This window comes from Priestia sp. D51, assembly GCF_053345675.1.
In genome coordinates this window covers 348,543-374,553 of record NZ_JBLTIR010000002.1, presented here as the reverse complement: position 1 = coordinate 374,553, position 26,011 = coordinate 348,543, and the positions used below count along the sequence as shown (strand labels likewise).

Below are 26,011 nucleotides of genomic sequence, written 5' to 3'. Positions count from 1 at the left end.
TATGTATTTAATCTGTAACACTCTTATTATATCTTTTTTGAACGATACTCTAAAGGCTAAAAGGAAAATTCGTTTTTGTGAATGCTGTTTTATATCAAATTAGCCTAACCAGCTATTAGTATATAAAGGCTTATTGCAAATATAAAATTCTTTCTTTATAGCGCTTGTACAATTTTAGATGTAAGGAGAGTATTATAGTAGCTTTATAAAAGAGAAAAGCAAAGTACATTCATTGAGTTTGAAAATGGAAAAGTTTATACTTGCCAAGTACACTCTTTTTACAAATAGGGGGAATAAATATGTTGTTAAAACCTAAAGCAATTTTTTTAGATATGGACGGTACGATATTAAATCGCTCCAACAAAGTAAGTATTCAAACAAAAGAAACCGTTGACGAACTACGCAAACAGGGAATTTTTGTTTTTATTGCTACGGGAAGAGCGTTTGATGAAATAGAAGAGTTAGTTCCTGAAGGCTTTCAAGTAGATGGATTTATCACATCAAATGGTATGGCAGGATACGTAGGAAAAGAATCAGTCTTTCAGCATTCGCTTTCACTTCAATTGGTGGAAACTATTATTGAAAAAGCAAGAGCGAACAAGGTATACTACGAGCTTTTCCCGTATGGCACACCTCGCGTGACGTTAAAACAAGATCAGCCGTATGTTGAAAATGAAATTAAAGAGCCAAAGCCAGACAGTGTGGAAATTAACGAATGGCTTTCTCGTAAACAAGCAATTAAAGAAGAAATTGACTGGAAAGATTCCGTAGAAGGAAGTGAATTTTCAAAGTTCTATTTCTTTGCAAGAACGCACGAGCATATCGATAAATGGAAAGAAGAGCTTGAAAAACTCAAGCAAGAAACAGACTTTACAACTTCTACTTCATCTAAACACAATGTCGAAGTGATGGTGGCAAACGTAAATAAAGCAACGGGAATTCAGCAAATGCTAAAACATTTTAATTTGCCCGAGCAAGACATTCTAGCAATTGGCGACAGCAACAATGATTTACCAATGTTTCAGTTTGCCAGCTACGCTGTAGCTATGAAAAACGCGCCGGATCATATTAAAGAAATTGTCGATGACATAACGGAATTTAACTGTGACGAAAACGGCGTATCTCATTATCTTTCTAAATTTTTATTACAAAAATCTACTAGAAGTAATCCCGTTTTATAGAAATGAATCTATTTCACGACAATGCATTATAACCAGCTCTTCAAAACATCGTCTGTTAGGCGATGTTTTTAGTATACATAAGATGAAAAGTAAACCGTTCATTATTTTTAGTTATAGCACTCTTAGCTAAAAAGAATAGCTAAGAATAAATCTTCTATAACTTAAAAATTATGTTATAAACAACATAATTATATAACTATCCTCGTAACTATCCCTGCAAAACACCTCTCAGCCCTGATGAGTCCCACCATGCCAAAGCATAAAACATTTTAAAATCTAAACTTTTTCTTTCTTTAAACTTTTTATAAAATGCGCGGAAAAGGGATTGTATCTCCATATATTTAATGCTAATATAACATTTAATGAAAATAGTATAACATATTTAGTTTTATTTTATAATTAGTATGACATAAATCCTTAATTTAATTGTTTTGTTAAAGTGTTTATAATCACAGTGACTAGCATATTTATCTATTCGTTACTATTAAATTATGTATCTTGCAAGCTGCTAAATAAAAAATACTAGCGTTATTAAACTATTAAAATCAAAGAATAGGAAGGTTTAATGTGAATAAAAGAAAAATTGTCTATATAGTTTCCGACTCAGTAGGTGAAACGGCTGAGCTGATGGTAAAAGCAGTTTTAACTCAATTTAGTGGAGAAGATATTGAAATTCAAAATACTTCTTACGTAGAAGATGAGCGAAATATTGATAATATCATTGCTGAAGCAAGGTGTAACGAGGCCATCATTGCGTATACTATCGTCATCCCACCTTTAAAACAATATCTTGACCAAAAGGCACAAGAAGAAGGAATTGTAGCCATTGATTTAATGACCCCACTTATGAGTGCCTTTAGCCAAACCTTTAATAAAGAACCTAATCTCCAACCGAGATTAACGAGAAAATTAGACGATAACTATTTCCGAAGAGTAGAAGCAGTTGAATTCGCTGTTAAATATGATGATGGACAAGACTTCAGAGGCATCAAGCGAGCTGATCTAGTGTTGATTGGTGTTTCGAGAACATCTAAGACGCCACTTTCTATGTATTTAGCTCATAAAAGTCTTAAAGTAGCGAATATACCTTTAGTTCCAGAAGTGACTCCTCCTGATGAACTTTTTACTATTCCGAAAAATAAATGTATTGGTTTAGTTATTACACCGGATAAGCTCAATGAAATCCGAAAAGAACGATTAAAAAATTTAGGTTTAGCGTCTCAAGCCAATTATGCCAATGTAGATCGAATCCTTGAAGAGCTGGACTATGCTGAGAAAATTATGAAGCGCATTGGCTGTCCTATTGTTAATGTCTCAGGTAAAGCAGTTGAAGAAACCGCTGAAGTGATATTGAGCATGTTAAAAAAGGATAAGATGAAAGGATATGTATAAAAATGCCCATTATGTAAGACAGATAACTTGTCAGACATACTTAATCTGTAGAGAGTCAGGTAGAACAGGCGTGTTGCTAAAAGGTGCTTTTTTAAAATATAAAAGATAAGGAAGATTGTGATGAGCAATGTATATAAAAAAACAGACGTTATCTTAATTGGGGCCGGAGTGATGAGCGCAACGTTGGGATCTTTACTAAAAGAGTTAGCGCCGGAATGGGAAATCAAAGTATTTGAGAAACTCGCAGATGCAGGAGAAGAAAGCTCGAATGAATGGAATAACGCAGGGACTGGCCATGCTGCCCTGTGCGAGTTGAACTATACATCTGAACAAGCTGACGGATCTATAGATATTACGAAAGCAGTGCGAATTAATGAACAGTTTCAGCTTTCAAGGCAATTTTGGTCGTATCTTGTAAGCAGTAATTTAATTCATCATCCGCAAGAGTTTATTATGCCAATCCCTCATATGAGTTTCGTACAAGGAGAAAAGAACGTATCCTTTTTGAAAAAACGTTTTGAAGCGCTATCAAATAATCCGTTGTTTCAAGGGATGGAGTATTCGGATCGTCCTGAAAAGTTAAAAGAATGGATGCCGCTTGTTATGAAAGGCCGTACATCGACTGAAGCAATTGCGGCAACCAAAATTGACTCAGGAACGGACGTGAACTTTGGAGCTTTAACTCGTATGTTGTTTACACATTTAAAAAGTAAAAGCGTAGAAATAAACTATAACCACAGCGTTGAAAATCTGACACGTACCGCAGACGGCTCGTGGGAAGTAAAAGTACATGATATTCATAGCGGCAAACAGGAATATCACACGGCGAACTTTGTTTTTATCGGAGGAGGAGGCGGAAGTCTGTCTTTACTCCAAAAAACGGGTATTCCTGAGTCCAAACATATTGGAGGGTTCCCGGTAAGCGGGTTATTTATGGTATGCAATAATCCCGAAGTTGTAGCGCAGCATCACGGGAAAGTGTACGGAAAAGCAAAGGTTGGCGCTCCGCCGATGTCGGTTCCACATCTTGATACACGCTATATCGACCGCAACAAAACACTGCTGTTTGGACCTTTTGCCGGATTTTCACCAAAGTTCTTAAAAACGGGTTCAAATTTGGATTTAATCAATTCTGTAAAACCGAATAATATCTTAACGATGTTAGCAGCAGGCGTCAAAGAGATGGGCTTAACGAAATACTTAATTCAACAGGTGCTATTGTCAAATGAAAAGCGTATGGAAGAACTTCGCGAATTTATTCCAAACGCAAAAAGCGAAGACTGGGATATCGTCGTAGCGGGTCAGCGTGTACAGGTAATCAAAGATACGGAAGCCGGAGGTAAAGGAACTCTTCAATTCGGTACAGAAGTTGTGAGTTCAGCGGATGGTTCCGTTGCTGCATTGCTCGGGGCCTCGCCAGGCGCTTCGACTGCCGTTCATGTTATGCTTGAAGTGTTAGAAAAATGTTTCCCGCAGCATATGAAGAACTGGGAACCAAAAATAAAAGAAATGATTCCTTCTTACGGCTTGTCACTGGTAGAAAATCCAGCGCTTTTTAACGAAATTCATGCTTCTACAGCACAAACGCTGAATTTAAGTAAAAAAGAACTTGCGTACCGATGATTTTAGGCGGCCTTTGGCACGTATGCTTTAGATTAAAAGAATTTTTTTAGGCTGCTTTATAAAGTGTTTAAAATATAAGTGAAATCTATAAGAAAAAATGAAGGAGCTCCGTTATATAACGGGCTTCTTTTTATTTATTTCCTTTGCTAGCAGAATTTACTTCGTATACATGATATAATTCTTATTAGTAAGCGTTTACATATAATAGAGTGAAGAATTGGAAAATAGCTATTTTGAGGAGCCGATAAAAGATGATTACAACTAATACATCTTTACTAACGAAAGAACAAACGATTTTTAGCCATTCAGGGAATAAAATTAAATTAGAAGACAGAGAGATTAATATTGTTGCTCGATTTGAAGAGCCTCTTGTTCTAGTTTTAGGAAATGTCCTAAGTACCGAAGAATGTGACGAACTTATACAGCTATCCAAAGATAAAATGCAGCGATCAAAAATTGGAGCTGAACGTGAAGTAAACAGTATTCGAACGAGCAGCGGCATGTTTTTTGAAGAAAGTGAAAACGAGCTTGTACATCAAATTGAAAAGAGACTTTCTAAGATAATGGGACCGTCTATTGAATATGCTGAAGGCCTTCAAGTTTTAAAATACTTGCCTGATCAAGAATACAAAGCGCATCACGACTATTTCACTTCTGCAAGTAAAGCATCTAAAAATAACCGTATTAGTACATTGGTTATGTACTTAAATGATGTGGAAGAAGGAGGAGAAACTTATTTTCCTAAGCTGGGTCTTTCCGTATCTCCGACAAAGGGAATGGCCGTGTACTTTGAATATTTTTATAGTGATGCTGAACTTAATGACCGTACTCTCCACGGAGGAGCTCCTGTTATAAAAGGAGAAAAGTGGGTCGCTACCCAGTGGATGCGCAAACAAAAAATTCGATCGTAAAAACAAAGGTTTGAAGAGTCCTATTAGCTATTGTTAGTAAGGGCTCTTATTTATGTTACAAAAAAATAGTCATCATGGCAGTCAGTTATGATATTGAAATATTCACACTTATTCTATTTGTGCGGCTATTCCTTATTCTTATAAGCCGGTAGACGATAAATGTATTTGTAGTGTAAAATATCCTCATGATTAAAAATCTGGATACACAAAAACGAAAAATGTGTTCGTGAAATAAAAATAAAATAGATGCTATTTAAAATAATGACTTTAAAACAGGCTGCGCGAAAAACTCGTGAAAGGTATTTTCACGAGTTTTTGTTTTTAGGTGATTTACACTATTTATAAAATCATTTTACTTTTATATAGTAGATAGGGAATGTGTTAAAGGAGGACCCGGGTTTTGAAAGAAATAAAAGCAATTATTTACATCATGATCGTGATGTTTATGCTGCTTCTTACTGGATGCAGTGATGAGCAGGCAAGTCATTCAAGCACACCTTCTACGGATACAAAACAAGAAGTTCAAGTAGAAGGTTCATCAGATCAAGAAGAAGACCATAGTCCTTCTAAAGCAAGTCGTGAAGACGTAGTAGGTGAGGCAGCTACGGTAGAAAGAGTGGTGGATGGCGATACGCTTAAAGTAAAAATGCTGAACGGAAAGACGGATCGCGTACGACTACTTCTTGTCGATACCCCAGAAACAAAGCATCCCAAACTAGGCGTACAGCCCTTTGGTCCAGAAGCATCTGCTTACACGAAAAAAAGGCTAGAAGGGAAGGAGATCACTCTTGAATTTGATGTGCAAGAACGTGATCAATATGGACGGTTACTTGCGTATATATGGATAGACAATGAGCTATACAATGAAGAGCTGCTAGCAAAAGGGCTAGCCCGCGTAGCGGTATTTCCTCCTAACACAAAGTACGTAGACGAATTTAAGAAAATACAGGAGCAGGCTCGAAAAAGCGAAAAAGGCATCTGGAGTATTGAAAACTATGCCCAAGAAAAAGGATATAATACGGATGCTGTAAAAAATCAGTCCTCTTCTAATCAAAAAGATACTCAATCTGCCACAAGCTGCGAAGGTAAAATAAAAGGAAATCAAAACTCTAAAATTTATCACGTGCCAACAGGGGCACACTACAATCAAACAATGAACAACGTCATTTGGTTCTGTACTGAAAAAGATGCACAAGAAGCAGGATACAAAAAAGCAAAAAACTAACAAAGAAATTCAGTAGCTGCTGAGTTTCTTTTTTTGTGAGTTCCATAAGTATGTGTATAGGATTGGCTAAATACCGTCCAACAAAGAACGACCAATTCGTATAAGAAGACGCACGGGCCATATGAGCAACTGAGGCACTTGTAAAAGAACCTCCGCTATAAGTTCTCTCCCGCTCATCGTATTATCTTTCTGCCGACAGCGTTTTTTCATAGTCATCATCCATTCATTTGAAAATATACATTAATTATACAATGAAAGGAAGATTAGGAGTTAATTTTTTTCTTTCTTTTCTTTTTCGTGTTAAAGTAGATAGGTAAGAAGTTTTGCTACAAATAACGCAAGCGAAGAGAATAAAGGGAGTTTGAAAATCGTGAAAATAAGGAAAGCAAGAAAAGAAGATGCTTCTGCTGTAACGGAATTACTTTATGACATGCTTGGGAGTATTGCACGCTCTCATACGGCGGCTACAACGAATGAAGAAGCGCTTTTAAGACTTAAAGCGTTTATTCTGTCTGAGAAGAATCGCTATAGCTATCATCATATTACAGTCGCAGAAGTCGATGAGAAGGTAGTTGGACTTATGCTTTGCTACGAAGGAAGTATGTTACAAACGCTTTATGAACCAGTTAAGCGTTTTGTGCGTGCGAAACTTAATAATCCAGCGTGGGAAATTGATATAGAAACGGAACATGGAGATTATTATATTGATTCTCTATGTGTAGACGAAGATTACCGCGGAAAAGGGATAGGAACGGCTCTTTTAAATGTAGCCAAGCAAGAAGCCAAAAAGCGTAAGATGTTTTTATCGTTAAACGTTGAATACAATAACATAGAAGCCAAAAAATTGTATCAGCGTATAGGCTTTCAAGAGCATAAAACCATTTTTATTGATAAAAAACCATTTTTTTATATGAAGACTGCCTGATCATCTTTACGGTAGTATTTTTTGTGATAAAATGGATATATAAGTAAAATAATAAGAACCAACAGCTCAGCACTTTTGCTGAGCTTTCCTGTAAATCGCGTAAACGTATCAAAATGGAAAGAATCCTACATCCAATGGACCATAAGCAAGCGGTCATGAAAGTATGTTTGCTGATGTGCCACATGAAAGGAGCGTGCATGAACATCAGAGATCTTCCGTTTAATATGAGTTATCGATTTAATGAACAGCTTCGAGAAGTTCCGATTAACCCACACCAAATGAAGCAGGGAATCATCTATTTAAAGAAACGAGCTCTTGAAGAAGAGGATGAGTGTGCCGCTGCTAAAACATATGGACATATTGGTGTATATGAGCGCATACTTGGAGAATTAACGAGCAGTGAAAGACACTTGCAGCTGGCCATTTATCTATATGACCGACATGCTGATACAATAGGTGAATTTTTGAATACGATCCGACTTGGACATACATATCACTGGCAAGAACAGTGGGATAAGGCGAATGAAACGTTTCAGCTACTCATTGAACAATTAAAAGCAGATGAAGACCTTCACATATATGAAGACTTTGTCTATCAGCATTATGGAAAATGTTTACTTGATCAGCGGGTTGTTTCCAGAGCACATCACTATTTTCAACGCGCGTTAGAAATTCGATTGAAAAAAGGCGATAAAGAATTAATTGAGTCGACTAATTCCTGCATCCGTCTTTGCTTAAATAAATTAAAACATTCCTAGTATACATAAAAGATAAATGACTCATAGCCTTGGTTACACATAATGCATAAACTTTCCGTTTGACAAACGTATGTGAACATATTATAGTCATACATGGCAATTTAAGAATACGTAATATAAAAACTAAACATAAGCGTCTCTTCTCTTTTGGAGAAGGGGCTTTTTTATGTGAATTTTTATGCCGAGGAGGGTTTAATTGATGAGTAAAACAGTAAAAGATGTCATCTTTTTATTAATAGGTTCGTTTGTATTTTCACTTGCAGTTAACATGTTCGTCATTCCAATAGGACTGGGTGAAGGCGGCGTTACGGGTATATCCATTATTTTATATTATACAACGCATCTTTCAACGGGCATCACTAACTTTATTCTAAACGGTATCTTGCTTATCGTAGGGTATAAATTTTTAGAGAAAAAAACCATCGTCTATACAATGATTACGATTATCACTACATCTATTTTTCTTCACGTAACTGAAGGCTGGGGTCTTCATCTTCGCGAAGAGCTCATTGGCATGGTTTTTGCCGGTGTACTGCTAGGCGTTGGAATTGGGATGATTTTGCGAGTTGGTGGAACAACAGCAGGGTCAGCCATTATTGCTCGAATTCTAAATAAGTTTTTAAACTGGAAAGTCAGTCGTGCACTTTTAATTGTTGATTTACTAGTGGTATTGGCTTCTTATTTTATTATTGGAATCGAAAAGTTACTATTTACGATCGTCATGCTTTACATTACAACAAAAGTAATTGACTTCGTTATTGAAGGATTTGATGCCAAAAAGGCCGTTACCGTTATTTCAAGCAACAAAAACGAAGTAGCGGACCAAATCAATGAACAGCTTGATCGAGGTGTAACGATTCTAAACGGTCGAGGGAACTATACAAAAGAGTCAAAAGAAATTTTGTATGTCGTTATTAACAAGCAAGAGCTTATTAAGCTTAAAAAGCTGATTAAAAAAATTGATGATGAAGCATTTGTGATTGTACACGATGTACGAGATGTAATTGGAAAAGGCTTTTTAAGCGCATAAAGCCGCAATTCTTGGCAATTTTTTCTGACGTTAGTGTTTTCCTAAAAAGTATGATATAAGTGTGTCTAAAGACAATTCAATATACGAAAGGAAGAACCCATATGCGTAATAAAAGGCATGTAAAACGTCTTCTTCAACGTCGAATCCGTTCTTTACGATACGTTGTCTTTATTTTATTTACGATACTGATTTTAAAGTACGTTAGTGAAATTATGTAACTTTTTTATATAAGTCTTATCGCTCATTTGGAGTGCTTTTTCTTTTAAATTAGTAAACCAATTTGTATAATAGGTTTTAAGAAGGAGGAGTTCCATGAGCATTCCCAAACCATTAGTTCAGCTTAATCAACTCTTTATCGTTATAACGGTTTTGATCGCTTTACTTGCGGCAAAGTGGCTTTTACTTTTGCCTTTTCTCGTTGGAGTAGTCACACTTGCAACAAAGCGTAATCCCGTAATTATGGCAGGGAAAACTCTTCTCCGAAAGCCTGCTTCTTCTTATCAAATGGAAGACCGGGCTCAGCAGCTTTTTAATCAATGGATTGCAACGATATGCATTGGGATTGCTTTCATTTCCTTTTTAATGGGTTATACGCTTGTCGGCTATGTATTTAGTATAATGGTGATTCTTGCTGCAGGTGTAGCGCTGATGGGGTATTGTATAGGCTGCACGATTCGTTATCGATACATGATGTGGAAATATAAAAGAAAAAAATACCCTGCATAAACAAAGCCTCGAGAAGGCTTTGTTTTTTTTTGCTCATTTGTATACGTTATCAATAAATTCAATCATCATAACGGATGAAAACAGATGTTAGAGCACCTGTATCCTTTAAAAACCTTTGTTGACAAAGTAAGGTAAACAAATTAAACTTTTTATGATAATAATAATCGTTACGATTTAAAGGAGGGGAATTATAGTTAGAGACCGTACATAAAAAAGGATAGCTTTTAATAAAGGAAGGGTTTATATGAAAAAAAAGATAAGTCTGCTATGCTTAACGCTTGCTACGATAGGTATGCTAGCGGCATGTTCGAGTAAATCCGCGAGTACCGGACAAGAGAGGGAAACAAAATCACTTACTTTTGTATCGAATTTTCCAAGTGACACGCTCGATCCACAGTTAAATTACACCACTGTAAGAGCCGGCATTGCGGAAACACTAGTCAAAGTGAATGAGCAATTACAGATTGAACCATGGCTCGCAAAGAAATGGAAAACAGAAGATAATGGGACGACCTGGATATTTGAGATTAGAGGCGGGATTACGTTTCAAAATGGCAAGGATCTGAATGCTGAAGCCGTGAAACATTCGTTAGAAAGAACGATAAAAGAAAGCGAAGCAATGAAAAGTGCACTTAAAATTAAAGAAATGAAAGCCAGTGGCCAAATCTTGATCATTACAACAACAGAGCCGCTTGCTACGCTGCCTTCTGAACTTGTTCATCCAAACACGGCAATTATTGATGTAGATACTTCAGATATAAAAAGTAAACCAGTGGGAACGGGACCATTTAAAGTAGCTTCGTTTAAACCGGATAGTGAAATGAAAGTAAAAAAATACAAAGAATACTGGGACGAGGAACCAAAATTGGATGAAGTTGTGTTAACATTTAATGATGATGAAAATGCACGCACGTCTGCTTTACAATCAGGTGAAGCTGATATTGTATATCGTCCGGCAATTGAAAGCTTAAATACTTTAAAACAAGATTCATCTATTGTAGTAGATATACAGCCGAGCCTTAGAAATCAAATGCTTTTCTATAATTCAAGGCAAGAAGCGTTTAAAGATAAAAATGTGAGAAAAGCGTTTGATGTATTATTAAATCCCACGGATGTTGTCAACACAGCGCTCGCAGGTCAAGGTTCACCAGCAGCAGGTCCATTTTTAGATAGTTTGGATTTTTCGAACGATCAAAAAACGAAAACCTACGGACCAAGTGAGGCTCAAAAACATTTAGAAAAAGCCGGTTATATACTCAAGGATGGAAAAGCAATAAAAAATGGAAAACAACTTTCTTTTAAGCTTGTTACATACCCTTATCGTCCAGAACTGCCTTTAATGTCACAAATGCTTCAGTCAGAAGCCAAAAAGATTGGTGTGAAAATAGACATTCAACAAGTGGAAAATATGGAAGAGTATATGACAACAAAAGATGATTGGGGAATCGTTACATACAGCCTAGTAACCGCGCCGCGAGGAGATGCAGGATATTTCTTTAATGCTCTTTATACGGAGGGAGGGGCATTTAATGTTGGACATTTTCATGAACCAGCATTAGCTTCCATTATTGATGAGCTTAATAAAACCGTTGATCAAAAACAGCGCAATAAGTTAGCAAGACAAGCGGGAGAAATAGCAGAAAAGGAAACGCTGCATTCTTCGATTGTTCACCCGAACAATTTTGTAGCCTATAGAGACAATGTGAAAAATTGGGTTACAGCCAAAAGTGAATACTATGTGATAACAAAGGATTTAGATGTGAAATAGATATGAAATTAATTGGTAAAAGAATAATAGAATTACTCATTTTTTTAGTTATCCTATCGTTTCTCAGCTTTGTTTTAATGAAGCTGGCTCCAGGAGACCCAGTTAAGCAAATGCTCCGCGTAGATGACGTGGCAGTTTCTGAGGAACAAATAAATAGTTTGCGAACAGAGCTAGGGTTTAATGAACCTGTATATATTCAATATGGAAAATGGCTGACGCGTTTTTTTCAGTTTGATTTAGGATCTTCGTATATGACAAAAGAGCCTGTCATCGACGAATTAGTTGAGAAGTTTCCGGCTACGCTGCGCTTGACGGTTGCATCTTTGGTTGTGATGCTTTTAATAGCTGTGCCACTCGGAACGCTGTCAGCACTATATCCAAATAAGTGGATTGATTATCTCAGCAGAAGTATTTCTCTAATTGGAGCGTCTATTCCAAGCTTTTGGCTCGGTCTTTTGTTTATACAGCTGTTCTCTGTACGTCTTCAATGGCTTCCTTCAATGGGTACAGGCACAGCAGCCCATCTTGTGCTGCCTTCTTTAACACTTGGTTTTGCCATGTCCGCTGTGTATATGCGAATGATTAGAGCTAGTCTGCTAGAAGGATTGAAACAAGATTTTGTACGATCTGCTCGAGCAAGAGGAATAAGTGAAAGCCGCATTTTTATTTTCCATGCGTTTCGGTATAGCTTAACACCCATTCTTACCATTTTAGGGACAAGCTTAGGGAGTTTACTTGGAGGAACGGTTATTATTGAAGTGCTTTTTGCTTATCCTGGAATTGGAAAATTAGTTATTGATGCGATTATGAATCGTGATTATCCTGTGATTCAAGGGTATATTTTGTGGATGGGCCTGTTTGTTGTTTTAATCAATTCACTTGTGGATTTGAGCTACAAATATGTAAATCCCCAGCTCTATGTAAAGGGAGGGGATAAAACGTGAAAAAGCCGCAGCTTCTTTTTGTAGTAATAAGCATGTGTGGTATTGTGCTTATTTTATTTTGTCTGTTTGGAAGTCAGCTAATACCAATGGACCCCACACAAGTCAATATGCAAGACCGGCTTCAAAAAGCCAACAGTGATCACTGGCTAGGGACTGATCACTTAGGCAGAGATCTTTTTTCACGAATCATAGCTGGAGCTCAGACTACGATTGGAACTAGTTTTCTTGTCTTAGCGCTCTCTCTTTTGATTGGAGTCCCGGTTGGTTTAGTTTCAGGGTATATTGGAGGAAAGATAGATCGCTTTTTAATGAGAATTGTAGATGCTTTTTTAGCTTTTCCTGATTATATTGCAGCCATTGTCTTAAGCGGACTGTTAGGGCCTGGATTATTTAACTTAATTGCTGCAATGGTTATTGTAAAGTGGGTTAGTTATGCAAGGGTAGTGCGGAGTATTGTGCTTCAAGAGAAGTCAAAAGAATATGTGCTGATTGCTAAATTAAACGGAGTGGGAACACTACCTTTAATCCTTCGCCATTTTCTTCCTCACGTCGGGGGACATATTCTTGTTCTTGCTACGCTGGATATAGGGAAAATTATTTTAATGATGGCTTCATTATCCTATATTGGACTAGGGACTCAGCCGCCTACTCCGGAATGGGGAACGATGCTAAATGAAGGCAGGGCCTACTTTTACAATGCTCCGCAGTTAATGTTGATACCAGGTGTGGCCATTATTTTATTTGTGCTGACGTTTACAGCTTTAGGTGAATATATTCGAGGGAAATATCAAGTTAATCGATAAAAGAGGTGGCCGTCATCGTTTTAGAAGTAAAGCATTTAGCCATTTATAATAAAACAAAACAAATCGTAAAAGACGTTTCTTTTATAATCGAGCAAGGACAGTGGATGGCGCTTGTTGGAGAAAGCGGAAGCGGTAAAAGTATCACTGCTGCTTCGATAGGAGGACTGCTGCCTTCAGGTGTAACGCTTAAAGGAGGATCTATTATCTTTAAGCAGAAAGGAGAGGCGCCTATCCTTGGAAAAGATATTTCGTATATCTTTCAAGACTATCGAAGTGCTTTTACTCCTTTTTTAACAATTGGAAAGCAGTTTGATGAAACGATTCGTACACATAGTAAGCTGTCTAAAAAAGACAGGAAAGCCGCCATTTTTCAGGCTTTAAAAGCTGTGAATTTACCTAATGAACGCGTATATAAAAGCTATGCTTCTCAGCTGAGCGGAGGACAGCTTCAGCGAGCAGCGATTGCTTTAGCGCTGGTGATGAAGCCTGCCTTGATTATCGCAGATGAACCAACTACGGCTTTAGATAGCGTGGCAGCAGCTGAAGTTCTTCAGCTGCTGTATAAGCTGAAAGAAGAAGCTGGCTGTGCCATTCTGTTTATTACTCATGATTTGCGTCATGTGCGGAAATATGCGGACCGGGCAGCCATTATGCTAGCAGGAGAAATCGTGGAAGAAAACAGTATCGAATCTCTGCTTCACACTCCGCGTCATTTTTACACAAAAAAACTGTTTAACGCCATTCCTTCTTTACGGAAAACGCCTGATCGATTGTTAGATACGCAGAAAAAAGTGTTGATATAGGAGTGAGATATGAAAGAAAAAAATATATTACGCGTCACGCAGCTTGTGAAACAGTATAAAGACGTTAAAGCGCTAAATAATGTTTCCCTGCATATCGATAAAGGGGAATGTGTAGGGATTGTCGGAGAAAGTGGAAGCGGAAAAAGTACGCTTGTAAAAAGCGTGCTAAGGTTAACAGAGACTCAGCAGGGAGAAGTATGGTTTGCAGAGAAACCTCTTCACCGGTTAAAAGGGAAAAAACTGCAGCAAGCTCGTCTAGGCATGCAAGTGGTATTTCAAAACCCCGCGGCTTCTTTTAATCCAAAAGTAAAAATCATCGATTCTTTGCTCGAGCCTTTGCGGCAGCAGCGAACCGTTCCTTCATTTTTATCTCATGTGAGCAGAAATGAAAAAGAAATCGCTTTTTATTTGTTAGAAAAAGTCGGAATTAACGCAGAATATGCGTTGAATTATCCCCATGAACTCAGCGGAGGACAGCTTCAGCGTGTAGCGATTGCGCGTGCCATTAGCGTAGGTCCGTCTCTGGTACTGTTAGACGAACCAACAGCGAGTCTTGATGTTACGGTACAAGCAAAGATTTTAAATTTATTAAAAGATTTGCAGGAGACTTTTCAGCTGTCTTATCTTTTTATTTCGCATGATTTAGCAGCAGTAAAATTTATGAGCAGTCGCATGATGGTTATGCAGCAAGGCGAGGTTATCGATCAATTTGACCGTGCACAGCTATTTGATAAAAACAGGCATCCCTATACAAAAAAGCTTGTGCGTTTATTTGAATAGAAAATAAAGCTCTTCGTTTAATATACTAAACGAGAGCTTTTTTATAAATGAGAATGAGACAAAGTCAGGGACGCGGCGGTGGAGTATGCATATGGATAAAGTGATAGCCTACTTGGCAGAGCATGATAAAACTAATGGTGAGTACAACAAGAGGAATTAGCTTGTTTTTTCCTCGTTCTTCATATAGTCCGGCTGCGCTTAAAAGAAAGCCAATAGTAGCTAAAGGAGGAGAGGAGCGAAAGAATAAATCTGCAGCTGTAAACCCTTGGTTTGTATATTTATAATAAAAAAATAGACCTGTAATTAATAAAAATAGTCCAATCCAAAACAGCGTAAGTTTTCCAAAAAGGGTTTTAGGCACTGTGTTTTCACTCCTTTTGTCAGTCAAGTACCATAAAATACTAGCATAAAACGTTTTGGTTTGCATTAGAGAAAAAGAACTTGAATGATACAATATGTATAAAAGAACAGGTTTGAAGTAGGAGGAGATGAAGTATTCAAAGCGCTTCATGTAAAAACATACATATCGTTGGATCCGTTGGAAATGGAAAAACGACTCTAGCCCGTTTGTTATCCCATAGATTAGAAGTTCCTCACATCGTAAGAAAAAGCCGCTCAGTTGATGAGCGGCTTTTTTGGTTTTTATTCTATCAGCATAGACCCGCATTTTTTTTCACAAGCTTTTGCAAGGTTTTTGAGAAGCTGATTAAGAAACTCTTTGTCCATTTTAAGCCACTCTTCCTTTTGCAGTCCTTCTACGATATAGGAAGAAAAAACCCACACGTCGTTTTTGATGGCAGAGCGATTTGTTTCAGCGATTACAGTTAATGCCTTAATGACAGCAGACATCACGGAAACATCTTCTTTTCCATAATGGCGAATTTGATAGAACGCTTTGTACAAATAATCCGTAAAAGAAGGTTTTTCTAGCAGCACTCGAATACGTCCTTCTTCATCGCAATAATAAGGAGAGGAAGAATAACTTTGTCCGAGTTTGATAAACACTTGCGTGAGCTGTTCAATGCAGTTAATAGCTGTTTCAGGGTCATTAATAGCTGGTGAAATAGCTCTTAATGCAATTTCACTTAGTTTTTGAATACCTAATTTTACATCTTGGATCGATTCTTGGTCATTTGTAATAAACAAGCAATGAAGAAATTTTTCACGTTCTAACGATTGATTGTGAGTGATTACAGTTAATAACGGTGTGTCTGCTTCTACATACTCTCCGGGTGCTTTTTCGAGTTTAACAATGACATTTAATTTAGATGCTAGTGCTGTTAAATGGTTGAGTTCGATATATTGAATATATCCTTGTCTATTACTTTTAATTTGCAGTGTGTTTTCACTATCAAAATCAACCTGTATTTCATTCTTTGATTCGGGGTGCTTTTGTTGTTCTAGCCGTCTCTCTTCAATGGTAAGCATCGTTTTTTTGGCAATGTTTGAAATTAAATTTCCGACTTTAATCCAGTTGATGACGTGGTGAATCAAAAACACAAACATCCCTAAGCAAATGAATGCTACCACGATGGCTAATGAAGGAACAATAAAAGTATTGCTGACTTGGTTGCTGCGAACTTGAATGAGCAGTACAAGCACGTATACGTATCCACCGATAAAAGTGCCAAGCACGCGCTGAGTTTTGGCATCTGTATTAAAGTTCTGAATCGTTCTAGGAGAAAACTGACCTACAAACGTAGTCAGTACCACTAACACAGAAGAAAACGTAATTGTCGTCATCGTTAATAAGGAATTTGATACTGAACTTAAAATAGTATGAGCAAGCTCTTTATCCGTTAGAAACACGGAAGGAACTAACTTTAACCACTGTTTGTGAGCTGTCAAATATCGATCTAAAAATGTACTAATAGTGGCTAAAACAAAAGCAATAATTCCGTATATAGAAGGAGTAATCCAAAAATTAGCTTTTATTCGATTTTGCTGTAGCTTTATTGACATAACGAAATCTCCCATATCATGATTTAATAAGTTCGGACTTCTTTTAGTATGAAGAAAAAAGTTAACCATACTTATCCACCTATTATTACCCTCACCTGCATGTGAAAAACTTCTTTAAGAAAAGTTTTATCATTCATTTGTAAAGGGTAGAGATCAAAAAGGAGGGAAGAGCCGTGGCATTTGATTATTCACTTGACTTTGAACATATCGATTTTAGAAAACATCCTGAAAAGTATAGAGTAGGAAAAGGAGAACAAGGAGTTCTCCTTGTTGAGCCATATAAAAGTGAAATTCTTCCTCACTGGCGTTTTCGTACACCTGACATTGCTGAGGAATCCGCCGACGCCATCTATCAGCTTTTTTTAACCTACAAAGAAAAAAGCGATTTTGTTGGAATGGACATGGCCCGGAAATTTCTCCAAATGGGATACACGCGATCGAGGCGCTACGCGAACTACAAAGGCGGAAAGAAATACAACAAAGACGGCGAGCGTAACGAACGGCAAATTGATGAACAAAAAGCAGAATCGGCATCAATTTTTATGGAAAAATGGAAAGAGGTACGAGAGAATAAAGAGTACTTGCAAATGAAAAAAGAGCATCAAAAAAAGTACGGATAATCAGCTGGGATCCGTACTTTTTTCCTTTGTTATTTCGATTCGTTTAATATGGTGATGTTCAATATCAATGACTTTAAATGAAAAACCTTCGTTTTTGATGCTATCACCTTTAGCAAGATCAAACTTTTCGGTCAGCATCCAACCGCCAATGGTATCAACGTCTTCTTGTTCAATAGTTGTTCCGAGTAAATCATTTACTTCTTCAATCAACACCTTCGCATCTAGTACGTAGTGATTTTCATTAATTTTGTGTACGTCCGGTATTTCATCATCATCAAATTCATCACGAATTTCACCAACAATTTCTTCTAAAATGTCTTCAACCGTTACAAGCCCCGTTGTTCCTCCATACTCGTCTATTAAGATGGCCATGTGAATTCTGTCCCTTTGAATTTTAAGCAATAAGTCGTAAATGGCGATGGAATCAATGACTTGAATGATGGGTTTCATATACGTTTGCACGGTACGTGGTTTGATATCATCTTCTTTTATGTAATCCGCTAATATTTCTTTAATATTAACTAATCCCACCACTTGATCTTTGTTTCCATCTATAACTACTGGATAGCGAGTATATTGCTCTACTCTAGCCATTTTTAAGAATTCTTCTATCGTTTCATCTGCTGATACGCTAACAATTTCTGTACGAGGCACCATGATTTCTTTAGCCGTACGATTATCAAATTCAAAGATATTATTCATGAACTTAAATTCCGATTGATTAATTTCACCGCTCTCATAGCTTTCAGATAAAATAATTCTAAGTTCTTCTTCACTATGAGCTACTTCATTTTCAGAAGCTGGCTTCAGGCCGAATAATCCGACAACGCCTCTTGCTGAGTGGTTTAAAAGCCAAATAAACGGATAAAGTAACTTAGAAAAAAGAATAAGAGGACGGGAAAATAACAGCGTCACTTGTTCGGCTTTTTGAATCGCCACCGTTTTGGGCGCAAGTTCTCCAGCTACCACATTTAAAAATGTGACAATCGAAAAAGCAAGAACAAAAGATATGACATGCGAAAGTGATGTAGCAAAAGGAAGCATGTCAATAAGCGGCTCTAATAAATGACCTACCGTAGGTTCACCTATCCAGCCTAGACCCAATGCGGTAACCGTAATGCCCAGCTGTGTGGCTGAAAGATAACCATCTAAATTTGATACTACTTTTTTTGCTGCTAAAGCGTTCCGGTTTCCTTCTTCAATTAACTGATCGATTCTAGTCGACCGTACCCTAATGACGGCAAATTCCGTTGCAACAAAAAAGGCTGTTAATATGATTAATACGATGAATAAGATGACATTTACTGTTTCCAAATTTATCTCCTTACCCCGTTGAAACGGATAAGGGAACACCTCCTTTATAAAAGTTTGCTGAGCTGATTTATATGGTAAATAAAGAATATCATGTATACTGTTCCCTTAATCTCCGTAGAAATAAACTTATCGAAAAGAAAGAACACTTTTTAATAACCCGCAACATTTTTTGGCAGAAAAAGCGTAAACTAAACATTATAAAATGAACGAAAAGAGACAACGTGATAGCTTTAAAGAGATGTAAATAGAAGTAGGAGTCGATTGTTTTTATGGAATTTTTTCTGACGATATTAGTCTTATTGGCTTTGATTGGTCTATCTAATATCATTAATCATTTTGTGCCATTTATTCCTGTTCCGTTAGTTCAAATAGCTTTGGGAGCAGGGCTTGCTATCTTGCCATTTGGCGGAGATGTCCATTTGGAACCTGAATTATTTTTTATATTATTTATTGCCCCGCTATTATTTAATGATGGGAAAAACGTGTCAAGAGCTGCTCTTTGGAAGCTTCGTACACCTATTTTATTACTAGCGCTGGGACTGGTTTTTGTAACGGTGGCAGTAGGGGGATATCTAATCAATTGGCTTATCCCTTCCATTCCGTTACCGGCGGCATTTGCACTAGCCGCTATTTTGTCCCCAACAGATGTAGTGGCAGTTGGAGCTATGGCGAGCCGAGTAAAGCTGCCTAAGCGAATTATGCATTTGCTTGAAGGGGAAGGACTGATGAATGATGCCTCTGGTCTTGTAGCGTTTCAAGTAGCAGTAGCTGCTACCGTAACGGGCGTTTTTTCAATCATAGATGCTACATTTCAGTTCCTTTGGGTAGCGTTGGGAGGTTTGTTTGTAGGAGCATTTATCGCTTTTCTGATTATCAGACTGCGTGTACTTGTTCGACGTTTAGGAATGGAAGATATTACGATTCATATGTTAATACAAATTCTAACTCCATTTGTTGTCTTCTACATTGCTGAACACTTTCATCTATCGGGAATCTTGGCAGTTGTAGCAGGCGGCATTGTGCATGCGATTGAGCGCGACCGAGAGGAATCACCTAACCAGCAGCTTAAAGTGGTATCAAAAAGTACTTGGACGGTTATTTTATATTTGTTAAATGGCTTGGTTTTTGTGCTGCTTGGTCTGCAAATACCAAAAGTGGCGAAAGCAATTATTCAAGATCCAAACTTTAATAATGGACAAGTGCTTCTTTATATTTTGATTATTACTGTCTTTTTGCTTGTACTACGATTTATTTGGGTGATGGTATCATGGTCAGTAGGCTGGTATTACAAAAACAACAAGCATCTAAAACCTGAGCCTCGGTCTATTGGTATTATTACGGTTTCAGGTGTACGAGGAGCTGTTACGTTAGCCGGAGCGTTTTCGATTCCTTATACGCTTGATAACGGCAGTGATTTCCCGGAACGCTCTCTGATTATTTTTCTAGCAGCAGGCGTTATATTGTTAACCTTAGTTGCGGCAAGCATTCTTTTACCTGTTATTGCGAAAACAGAAAAGGCGCCGAAGAAGCCTGAGCGCAATACAAAAGAGGTTAAAGCACGCATTAAAGTGCACAAAGCTGCTATTCAGCGGTTAAAAAGAGAAATGACCGAGGAAAATCGTGGAGCAGCGCTTTCGTTAATTTCGACGTATAATACAACGATTAATAACATCATCGTTAAAACGCATCCTTTAGAAGCCTCTGAAAACAAACAGTATGAAGAAGAAATTCGATTGCTGGCTCTTCAGGCCAAGGGGAAATTGGTGGAAAAGCTATTAAAAGAGGAAAAAATAGACCGTGAGACAGCGTATATTTGTTTGGAACATACGCACAAGCTTGAAATGGCTGTAACCAATCGTGTAAGGTACAAATTATTGGTGAGCTGGATGAGGTTTAAAAAAGTTTTATTATTACTAGTCCGAATTTTTTCACCGAATAAGCAGGCTTTAAGAAAACAAAGCCTGCGCAGAAGAAGTAAAGTGAACAAAGTACGTATTCAAATGATTGAAGAAGCGATAAAGGTCATTAAAGAAAATATGAACGAAGAAAATCGAATGATTTCACTTGCTATCATTAGTGAATACCATAGATCCATGGCAAGACTTAGAAAAGAGAGTACGGAGTATAATTCAGGTAAACGTAAAAAAGCAACGAGAGATTTATGTTATAAAGCGTTTCATACCGAGCGGGAAACGGTGCAAGAACTTTATGAAAAAGGAGAAATCACACGTGAAATCGCTCATAATATTCGAAAAGATATCGCTTTGCGTGAAGCATTAACAATTGAAGAAAATGGTTATTAAAAAGTCGCAGAGAGTAGTCTCTGCGACTTTTTCTAATAAGTTTCATTCTATTGCTTTTCAAAAAGATAAAGCTTTCCGTTAACAGCAATATCAAATCGAGGACCTTTAAAGCCGCGTTTTATAAGTTCTTTACGCATAAACTTCATAATTCCTCCGTGGCTGACAATCAGCAAATCGTCTTCTGACTCGGAAATAGCGCGATCTAGCACTGCTGCTACTTTTCTCTTAGTCTCAGCCATATCTGTACGAGCTTGTTTGTTGATGAGTCCGGACATGCGAAACAGTAATGCCCAGAGGATAAAAGGAAGTTTAAATTTTACTGGAATAATAGGCATGGGTATTTCTCTAAGTTCCGGAAGAAGAGTGATCTCTTGGTTATAAATATGCTTTGCCGTTTTGTGTGCTCGCGGCATATCGCTTGAAAAACAGCGTTTCCATTCAATATTATTTAAATCAGTCTCTCCATACGTAATATCTGATTCATCATATTCCTGAAACCAAGCCACTAGTTCATCGGTGGATAAGCGGTGGTTTTCTGGAAGCCCTTTGTTTACTTTGTAATGACGTACTAATGCTACTTTCATTGTGAAATCTCCTTAAAATTTAAGCGCCAAAAATACTTACTCGGCGCAGCTTGATTTTTTTATTTAACGTTATTTTCATCATGCTGCACCTCCTTTCAAATATTTGTAAAATAAGTATAAAATGGATTGAGAAAATTGTAAATAAGGTATAGGAGAAGATTTTGAGATAGAATAATTGGAAAATGAAACCTTTTTATAAGATAAAACGTATTACTTATAGATAATTCAAACAAATTGAAATACATATAAAAGGGTGGATTACAATGATGGATACAGAGAGAAAAGTGAATATCAGAGAAGAGTTTGGAACTTTATTTGCAGAAGGGGATTTTAAGAAGCTTTATGATTGTGTAAGCGAAGAATTTAAACGTCAAGTTTCCCTTCAGCAATTTTTGGAGCAGAGCAAATTGTTTAATCAAGGAGAACAGTTCTACAGACTAGAAACAAATCTTTATTTAACCCCTCAAATTGAGCAGTTTATTTGGATAAATTCTACGCAGAGAAAAGCCATCAGCGTTATGTTTGATGAACATAATATTATACAAGCACTTGTGCTTGCTCCTATAGAATCATTTTCAGAGAGAGAGAAATGGAGTACAAACAAATATACGATGCCGATTCAAAGTGAATGGTTTGTCTATTGGGGTGGAAAGCATGAGTTGTTGAACTATCACCATCCAGTCGAAAGCCAAAGGTATGCATATGATTTAGTCGTGCGAAAAGGAAAGCAAAGCTATAAAAATGATGGAATGAAAAACGAAGATTACTATGCTTATGGAAAAAAGGTTGTAGCTCCGCTTGAAGGAGTCGTTATCGCAGCAGCTGATGGCCAAGAAGATAATGAAATTGGACACACGAATAAAAAAAATCCTTTAGGAAATCACGTTATCATTGAACATGAAGGGAAAGAATACAGTGTGCTTGCACATTTGAAGCAAGGGTCGGTTTCTGTGAAAAAAGGAGACGTGGTTCGTAAAGGAACGCTGCTCGGAAGGTGTGGAAATTCCGGGAATTCATCCGAACCTCACATTCATTTTCACGTCATGGATGCCTCTGACATCGAAACGTCAAAAAGTTTGCGAATTCAGTTTCATGCGGCTATTGAACCGATTCGCGGAGATACAGTTATTCCATTTTTCTATTGATTAAAAGCCATAGCGTTTGCTGTGGCTTTTTATGCAGGGATTTCCTCAAATATAAAGTCAAGAAGCCGCTGAAACAAGTAAAGGATAATGGCTACGGTAGTCATGACAAGGAAAAGTCCAAAATGACTAATTTCATACAGATTATAAAGCCCAATTTTAGCGAGAAAAGGAACTATAACATAACCATGAATCAAATCCAAAATAATGTTAACCATTATGTACAAGATAAACCCGGGATACGTAAGGTAAAAGACAAAGATCGTAATCACAATATGAAGGCAATAAATCGTTGCTCCCATGCTAGTAAGAAAAAATACGTTTTCTTGAACCGTCCACCAGTGCATTTTTTCCGCTACTTGATAGGCGATTGTCATCATTAATGCAGCAAACAACCCTACAGTAAAAAATCGTTTAACCCGCTGTTTATCAAGCAGCAGCAGTAAAAACCATGGAATAACAAGAATTCCCCATAATATAATTTGATTCATCCATCTTCCCACCTTTTATTTATCAGTAGTTCTTAGTGTAAGAAAGAATTGTAAAAATATACATTTTATAAAGAAAACGTTTACAAATAGCTTTCTTATCTATATACTAAATCTTGAATACTTGTATACAAGTTGGCTAAGGAAGTGATGACACATTAAAAAGGTAACCTACCCGGAAAGATGGCTTCGGGGAGCCTCGCTAGGAGAACAAGTTGTAAGCAAATTGAGAATTCAAATTATGAGTGGCGAGCTGAAGAAAGGAACCATACTATCGGAAAATCAGCTCTCGGCAGAGTTTGGAATGAGTCGATCTCCTATAAGAGAAGCGCTGCGGACCCTTTCAAACGAAGGACTAATTGATTTACAGCGAATGGGAGCAGTTGTTATTGGTTTAACAACTAGGGATTTAAACGAGCTGTACGATGTTCGTCTGCTTTTAGAACATTTTGTCTTAGAACGTTTATCTGAAGTTAATCATGATTCGCTTATTAAAAAGCTGGAGCAAAGCATTGATCAAATGAACATGGCAGCTAAATACGATGACTATGTAGAGTTTGCTTATCAAGATTTGCGGTTTCATGAGCTCGTGATTATCGAAGCAGACCACAAGCGGATATTAAAATTGTGGGAAAGCATCCGTGAAATTATTTTAGCTGCTCTTTTAATTACGACTGAAAAAAGGTTTCGAGATGATAAAGCAGCTTTGCTCCCACTGATTAAGCAGCATCATGAAATGATTAAGGCATTAAAGTCTCAAAATACAGAACGTATTCAAGATGAATTGAAACGTCACTTTGAAGACACACGAAATACGATAACAGCTTCACTTTTGAATGAAGCATAAAAAAGGGATAAAAGATTCAAAATGTTTTTGGACCTTTTTCTCTTTAACTTATCGACAAGTATACAAAAAGGGGATGGAGAAATGAAAGCAGGTGTCTACGTTTCAAAAGCAAAAGCCGTTATGCAGCAAAAAGCGAAACCGGTTATAAAAGAAGGAGAAGCGCTTGTAAAGGTATCTCATGCTGGAATTTGCGGAACGGATATGATGATTTATTTTGGAAAACACCCGAGAGCACAAGCACCACTTATTATGGGGCATGAATTCAGCGGAGTGATAGAGGAGATCCGAGGAGAAACGGAATTTTCTTTAGGTGACCGGGTAGCAGTTGAACCTACGCTTAGCTGCGGAACATGCGAAGCCTGTGTAAAAGGACAGTTTCACGTTTGTAAGAAGTTAAAACTAATTGGTATTGATCAAGATGGAGGATTCGCACAGCACGTGGCTGTTCCAGTGAACCGCCTTCACCTCTTGCCAGAGAAACTGTCTAGCGATCATGCAGCTCTTGCAGAACCTGTAGCGGTTGCCGTACATACAGTAAGACGCTCGCGCTTGAAAGTAGGAGACCAAGCTGTCATTTTAGGGGCAGGACCTATTGGACTGCTGATCGGGATGATTGCGAAACGAGCAGGAGCAAAAAAAGTAATGATCTCAGATATTAGTTCTTATCGCTTAACTAAAGCGAAAGAACTTGGCTTTATACCAATTGATGCAGCGAAAAAAGACGTTGTAAAAGAAGTGCGTTTGCTTACGAATGACGTCGGTGCAGACGTTGTATTTGAAGTAGCCGGAAATCAAATTACAGCAAAACAAATGGTTGAAACAAGCCGTATTCAAGGAGAGATTGTAGTGGTGAGCGTATACAAAAGCGCTCCAGAAGTAGATTTAGCAGCGATGCACTTTAAAGAAATTTCATTAACTACAACGAGATGTTATACAAGGGAAGATTTTCAGACGGCTATTGATTTACTGGCAAACGGTGAAATAGCAGCAGATTCTTTAATTTCTCATAAACTGCAGCTTGAAGATATTCAAGCGGGGTTTGAGTTTATGCAGCGGCCTGATGAATCACTTAAGGTTTTATTTGCACCAAACGGAGAGGAGAATGAACAATGACAGTAGATTTTTTTTCTTTAGATGGTAAAGTAGCAGCGATTACAGGAGCAACAAGAGGAATTGGAAGATCAATGGCGATTGCTTTGGCAGAAGCAGGTTCGGATATCGCTCTGCTGCAGAGATCAAAGGAATTTCTTGGAGTAAAAGAAGAAATTGAACGTCTGGGAAGAAAATGTTTTATTGTTAATTGTGATCTAGAAAACGCTTCTGAAGTAAGCGAAGCGATCTCATCGGTTGTTGCTTATTTTGGCAAGCTCGATATTTTAGTGAACAACGCGGGCATTCAAAGACGCTCACCCGCTGTAGACTTTGCAGAAGAAGATTGGGACGCTGTTATGAACGTTAATTTAAAAACCGTATGGCTGTTATGTCAGCAGGCGGGCCGCCAAATGCTTAAACAAGGAAGCGGAAAAATCATTAATATGGCATCTTTGCTTTCTTACCAAGGAGGTATTACCGTTCCAGCTTATGCCGCAGCAAAAGGCGGAGTTGCTCAGCTTACAAAGGCTTTATCTAATGAATGGGCAGCAAAAGGCGTAAATGTTAATGGAATTGTACCAGGGTACATTGCTACTGATATGAATGAAGCACTTATTAACGATGAAACGCGCAGCAGACAAATTATTGAACGTATTCCCGCAGGAAGATGGGGACAAGCAGATGATTTTAAAGGAGCGGTCGTCTTTTTAGCATCTGATGCGTCTGCTTATATTCACGGACACTTGCTTGCCGTAGACGGAGGATGGCTAGGAAGATAACGCATGAACCA

At 37.6% G+C, this 26,011-nt stretch carries 26 protein-coding genes; 20 read left to right on the top strand and 6 right to left on the bottom strand.

What is annotated here, in order from left to right; all coding sequences use genetic code 11:
• Positions 1-299 precede the first annotated feature (299 nt).
• The 5 genes from ACNHOZ_RS08545 to ACNHOZ_RS08525 all read left to right on the top strand — a co-directional run bounded on the left by ACNHOZ_RS08545 (position 300) and on the right by ACNHOZ_RS08525 (position 6,332).
• The gene (locus ACNHOZ_RS08545) at positions 300-1,181 is read left to right on the top strand and encodes an HAD family hydrolase (RefSeq protein WP_048019069.1); all 882 of its coding nucleotides are present in this window, start codon (positions 300-302) and stop codon (positions 1,179-1,181) included.
• A 567-nt stretch (positions 1,182-1,748) separates the two neighbouring features.
• Positions 1,749-2,573 (top strand): pyruvate, water dikinase regulatory protein, encoded by an 825-nt coding sequence (locus tag ACNHOZ_RS08540; RefSeq protein WP_028409016.1) that lies wholly within the window; start codon positions 1,749-1,751, stop codon positions 2,571-2,573.
• A gap of 120 nt (positions 2,574-2,693) precedes the next feature.
• Entirely contained in the window at positions 2,694-4,196 is a 1,503-nt protein-coding gene (locus ACNHOZ_RS08535; RefSeq protein ID WP_048019070.1) for a malate:quinone oxidoreductase, read from the top strand.
• Between the two features lie 251 nt (positions 4,197-4,447).
• Complete coding sequence (locus ACNHOZ_RS08530) at positions 4,448-5,107, top strand: 2OG-Fe(II) oxygenase (RefSeq protein WP_033579371.1); 660 nt, start codon at positions 4,448-4,450, stop codon at positions 5,105-5,107.
• Between the two features lie 400 nt (positions 5,108-5,507).
• Positions 5,508-6,332: a thermonuclease family protein gene (locus ACNHOZ_RS08525; RefSeq protein WP_048019071.1), complete on the top strand. Its 825-nt coding sequence runs from the start codon at positions 5,508-5,510 to the stop codon at positions 6,330-6,332.
• 66 nt (positions 6,333-6,398) lie between these two features.
• Here ACNHOZ_RS08525 and ACNHOZ_RS08520 read toward each other — a convergent pair whose 3' ends face one another.
• Positions 6,399-6,542: a hypothetical protein gene (locus ACNHOZ_RS08520; protein WP_155404581.1), complete on the bottom strand. Its 144-nt coding sequence runs from the start codon at positions 6,540-6,542 to the stop codon at positions 6,399-6,401.
• A 160-nt stretch (positions 6,543-6,702) separates the two neighbouring features.
• Between ACNHOZ_RS08520 and ACNHOZ_RS08515 the strand changes: the two genes are divergently transcribed.
• The 9 genes from ACNHOZ_RS08515 to ACNHOZ_RS08475 all read left to right on the top strand — a co-directional run bounded on the left by ACNHOZ_RS08515 (position 6,703) and on the right by ACNHOZ_RS08475 (position 14,869).
• On the top strand, positions 6,703-7,257 hold the full coding sequence (locus ACNHOZ_RS08515) for a GNAT family N-acetyltransferase (RefSeq protein ID WP_047750646.1): 555 nt from the start codon (positions 6,703-6,705) through the stop codon (positions 7,255-7,257).
• Between the two features lie 197 nt (positions 7,258-7,454).
• Positions 7,455-8,015 (top strand): hypothetical protein, encoded by a 561-nt coding sequence (locus ACNHOZ_RS08510; RefSeq protein WP_048019072.1) that lies wholly within the window; start codon positions 7,455-7,457, stop codon positions 8,013-8,015.
• Between the two features lie 199 nt (positions 8,016-8,214).
• Positions 8,215-9,045, top strand: a complete 831-nt coding sequence (locus ACNHOZ_RS08505) for a YitT family protein (protein ID WP_047750647.1) — start codon at positions 8,215-8,217, stop codon at positions 9,043-9,045.
• 312 nt (positions 9,046-9,357) lie between these two features.
• The gene (locus tag ACNHOZ_RS08500) at positions 9,358-9,771 is read left to right on the top strand and encodes a DUF4395 domain-containing protein (RefSeq protein ID WP_048019073.1); all 414 of its coding nucleotides are present in this window, start codon (positions 9,358-9,360) and stop codon (positions 9,769-9,771) included.
• A 244-nt stretch (positions 9,772-10,015) separates the two neighbouring features.
• A complete protein-coding gene (gene nikA, locus ACNHOZ_RS08495) occupies positions 10,016-11,539 on the top strand; it encodes a nickel ABC transporter substrate-binding protein (RefSeq protein ID WP_048019074.1) in 1,524 nt (507 codons plus the stop codon).
• Between the two features lie 2 nt (positions 11,540-11,541).
• The gene (nikB, locus tag ACNHOZ_RS08490) at positions 11,542-12,483 is read left to right on the top strand and encodes a nickel ABC transporter permease (protein ID WP_028412916.1); all 942 of its coding nucleotides are present in this window, start codon (positions 11,542-11,544) and stop codon (positions 12,481-12,483) included.
• Complete coding sequence (nikC, locus tag ACNHOZ_RS08485; RefSeq protein ID WP_047750651.1) at positions 12,480-13,286, top strand: nickel transporter permease; 807 nt, start codon at positions 12,480-12,482, stop codon at positions 13,284-13,286. The genes nikB and nikC overlap by 4 nt, the downstream gene beginning before the upstream one ends.
• A gap of 5 nt (positions 13,287-13,291) precedes the next feature.
• Entirely contained in the window at positions 13,292-14,089 is a 798-nt protein-coding gene (locus tag ACNHOZ_RS08480; RefSeq protein ID WP_048019075.1) for an ABC transporter ATP-binding protein, read from the top strand.
• A gap of 9 nt (positions 14,090-14,098) precedes the next feature.
• On the top strand, positions 14,099-14,869 hold the full coding sequence (locus ACNHOZ_RS08475; RefSeq protein ID WP_033579363.1) for an ABC transporter ATP-binding protein: 771 nt from the start codon (positions 14,099-14,101) through the stop codon (positions 14,867-14,869).
• 64 nt (positions 14,870-14,933) lie between these two features.
• Here ACNHOZ_RS08475 and ACNHOZ_RS08470 read toward each other — a convergent pair whose 3' ends face one another.
• Together ACNHOZ_RS08470 and ACNHOZ_RS08465 are read right to left on the bottom strand one after the other, a co-directional pair.
• Positions 14,934-15,230: a hypothetical protein gene (locus ACNHOZ_RS08470; RefSeq protein ID WP_048019076.1), complete on the bottom strand. Its 297-nt coding sequence runs from the start codon at positions 15,228-15,230 to the stop codon at positions 14,934-14,936.
• Between the two features lie 281 nt (positions 15,231-15,511).
• The gene (locus tag ACNHOZ_RS08465) at positions 15,512-16,831 is read right to left on the bottom strand and encodes a DUF2254 domain-containing protein (protein WP_230683474.1); all 1,320 of its coding nucleotides are present in this window, start codon (positions 16,829-16,831) and stop codon (positions 15,512-15,514) included.
• A gap of 173 nt (positions 16,832-17,004) precedes the next feature.
• Between ACNHOZ_RS08465 and ACNHOZ_RS08460 the strand changes: the two genes are divergently transcribed.
• Positions 17,005-17,451: a DUF4385 domain-containing protein gene (locus tag ACNHOZ_RS08460; RefSeq protein ID WP_034268877.1), complete on the top strand. Its 447-nt coding sequence runs from the start codon at positions 17,005-17,007 to the stop codon at positions 17,449-17,451.
• Here the strand turns inward: ACNHOZ_RS08460 and ACNHOZ_RS08455 are convergent, their stop codons facing one another.
• Positions 17,452-18,765 (bottom strand): hemolysin family protein, encoded by a 1,314-nt coding sequence (locus ACNHOZ_RS08455; RefSeq protein WP_033579360.1) that lies wholly within the window; start codon positions 18,763-18,765, stop codon positions 17,452-17,454. It abuts the gene before it with no gap.
• A gap of 269 nt (positions 18,766-19,034) precedes the next feature.
• Between ACNHOZ_RS08455 and ACNHOZ_RS08450 the strand changes: the two genes are divergently transcribed.
• Positions 19,035-21,068 (top strand): Na+/H+ antiporter, encoded by a 2,034-nt coding sequence (locus ACNHOZ_RS08450; protein ID WP_063247770.1) that lies wholly within the window; start codon positions 19,035-19,037, stop codon positions 21,066-21,068.
• 47 nt (positions 21,069-21,115) lie between these two features.
• Here the strand turns inward: ACNHOZ_RS08450 and ACNHOZ_RS08445 are convergent, their stop codons facing one another.
• Positions 21,116-21,652 (bottom strand): histidine phosphatase family protein, encoded by a 537-nt coding sequence (locus ACNHOZ_RS08445; RefSeq protein WP_221833035.1) that lies wholly within the window; start codon positions 21,650-21,652, stop codon positions 21,116-21,118.
• Between the two features lie 263 nt (positions 21,653-21,915).
• Between ACNHOZ_RS08445 and ACNHOZ_RS08440 the strand changes: the two genes are divergently transcribed.
• On the top strand, positions 21,916-22,797 hold the full coding sequence (locus ACNHOZ_RS08440; protein WP_048019080.1) for a M23 family metallopeptidase: 882 nt from the start codon (positions 21,916-21,918) through the stop codon (positions 22,795-22,797).
• A 29-nt stretch (positions 22,798-22,826) separates the two neighbouring features.
• Here ACNHOZ_RS08440 and ACNHOZ_RS08435 read toward each other — a convergent pair whose 3' ends face one another.
• Positions 22,827-23,285, bottom strand: coding sequence for a hypothetical protein (locus tag ACNHOZ_RS08435; protein ID WP_028412928.1), 459 nt, complete (start codon positions 23,283-23,285; stop codon positions 22,827-22,829).
• 154 nt (positions 23,286-23,439) lie between these two features.
• On the opposite strand from ACNHOZ_RS08435, the gene ACNHOZ_RS08430 reads away from it, so the two are divergent.
• The 3 genes from ACNHOZ_RS08430 (at position 23,440) to ACNHOZ_RS08420 (ending at position 26,000) form a co-directional block, all read left to right on the top strand.
• Positions 23,440-24,129, top strand: coding sequence for a GntR family transcriptional regulator (locus tag ACNHOZ_RS08430; protein WP_447697130.1), 690 nt, complete (start codon positions 23,440-23,442; stop codon positions 24,127-24,129).
• Between the two features lie 81 nt (positions 24,130-24,210).
• Entirely contained in the window at positions 24,211-25,242 is a 1,032-nt protein-coding gene (locus ACNHOZ_RS08425) for a zinc-dependent alcohol dehydrogenase (protein WP_328174980.1), read from the top strand.
• Positions 25,239-26,000: a glucose 1-dehydrogenase gene (locus ACNHOZ_RS08420; RefSeq protein ID WP_047750660.1), complete on the top strand. Its 762-nt coding sequence runs from the start codon at positions 25,239-25,241 to the stop codon at positions 25,998-26,000. Before ACNHOZ_RS08425 ends, ACNHOZ_RS08420 begins: the two co-directional genes overlap by 4 nt.
• Positions 26,001-26,011 lie beyond the last annotated feature (11 nt).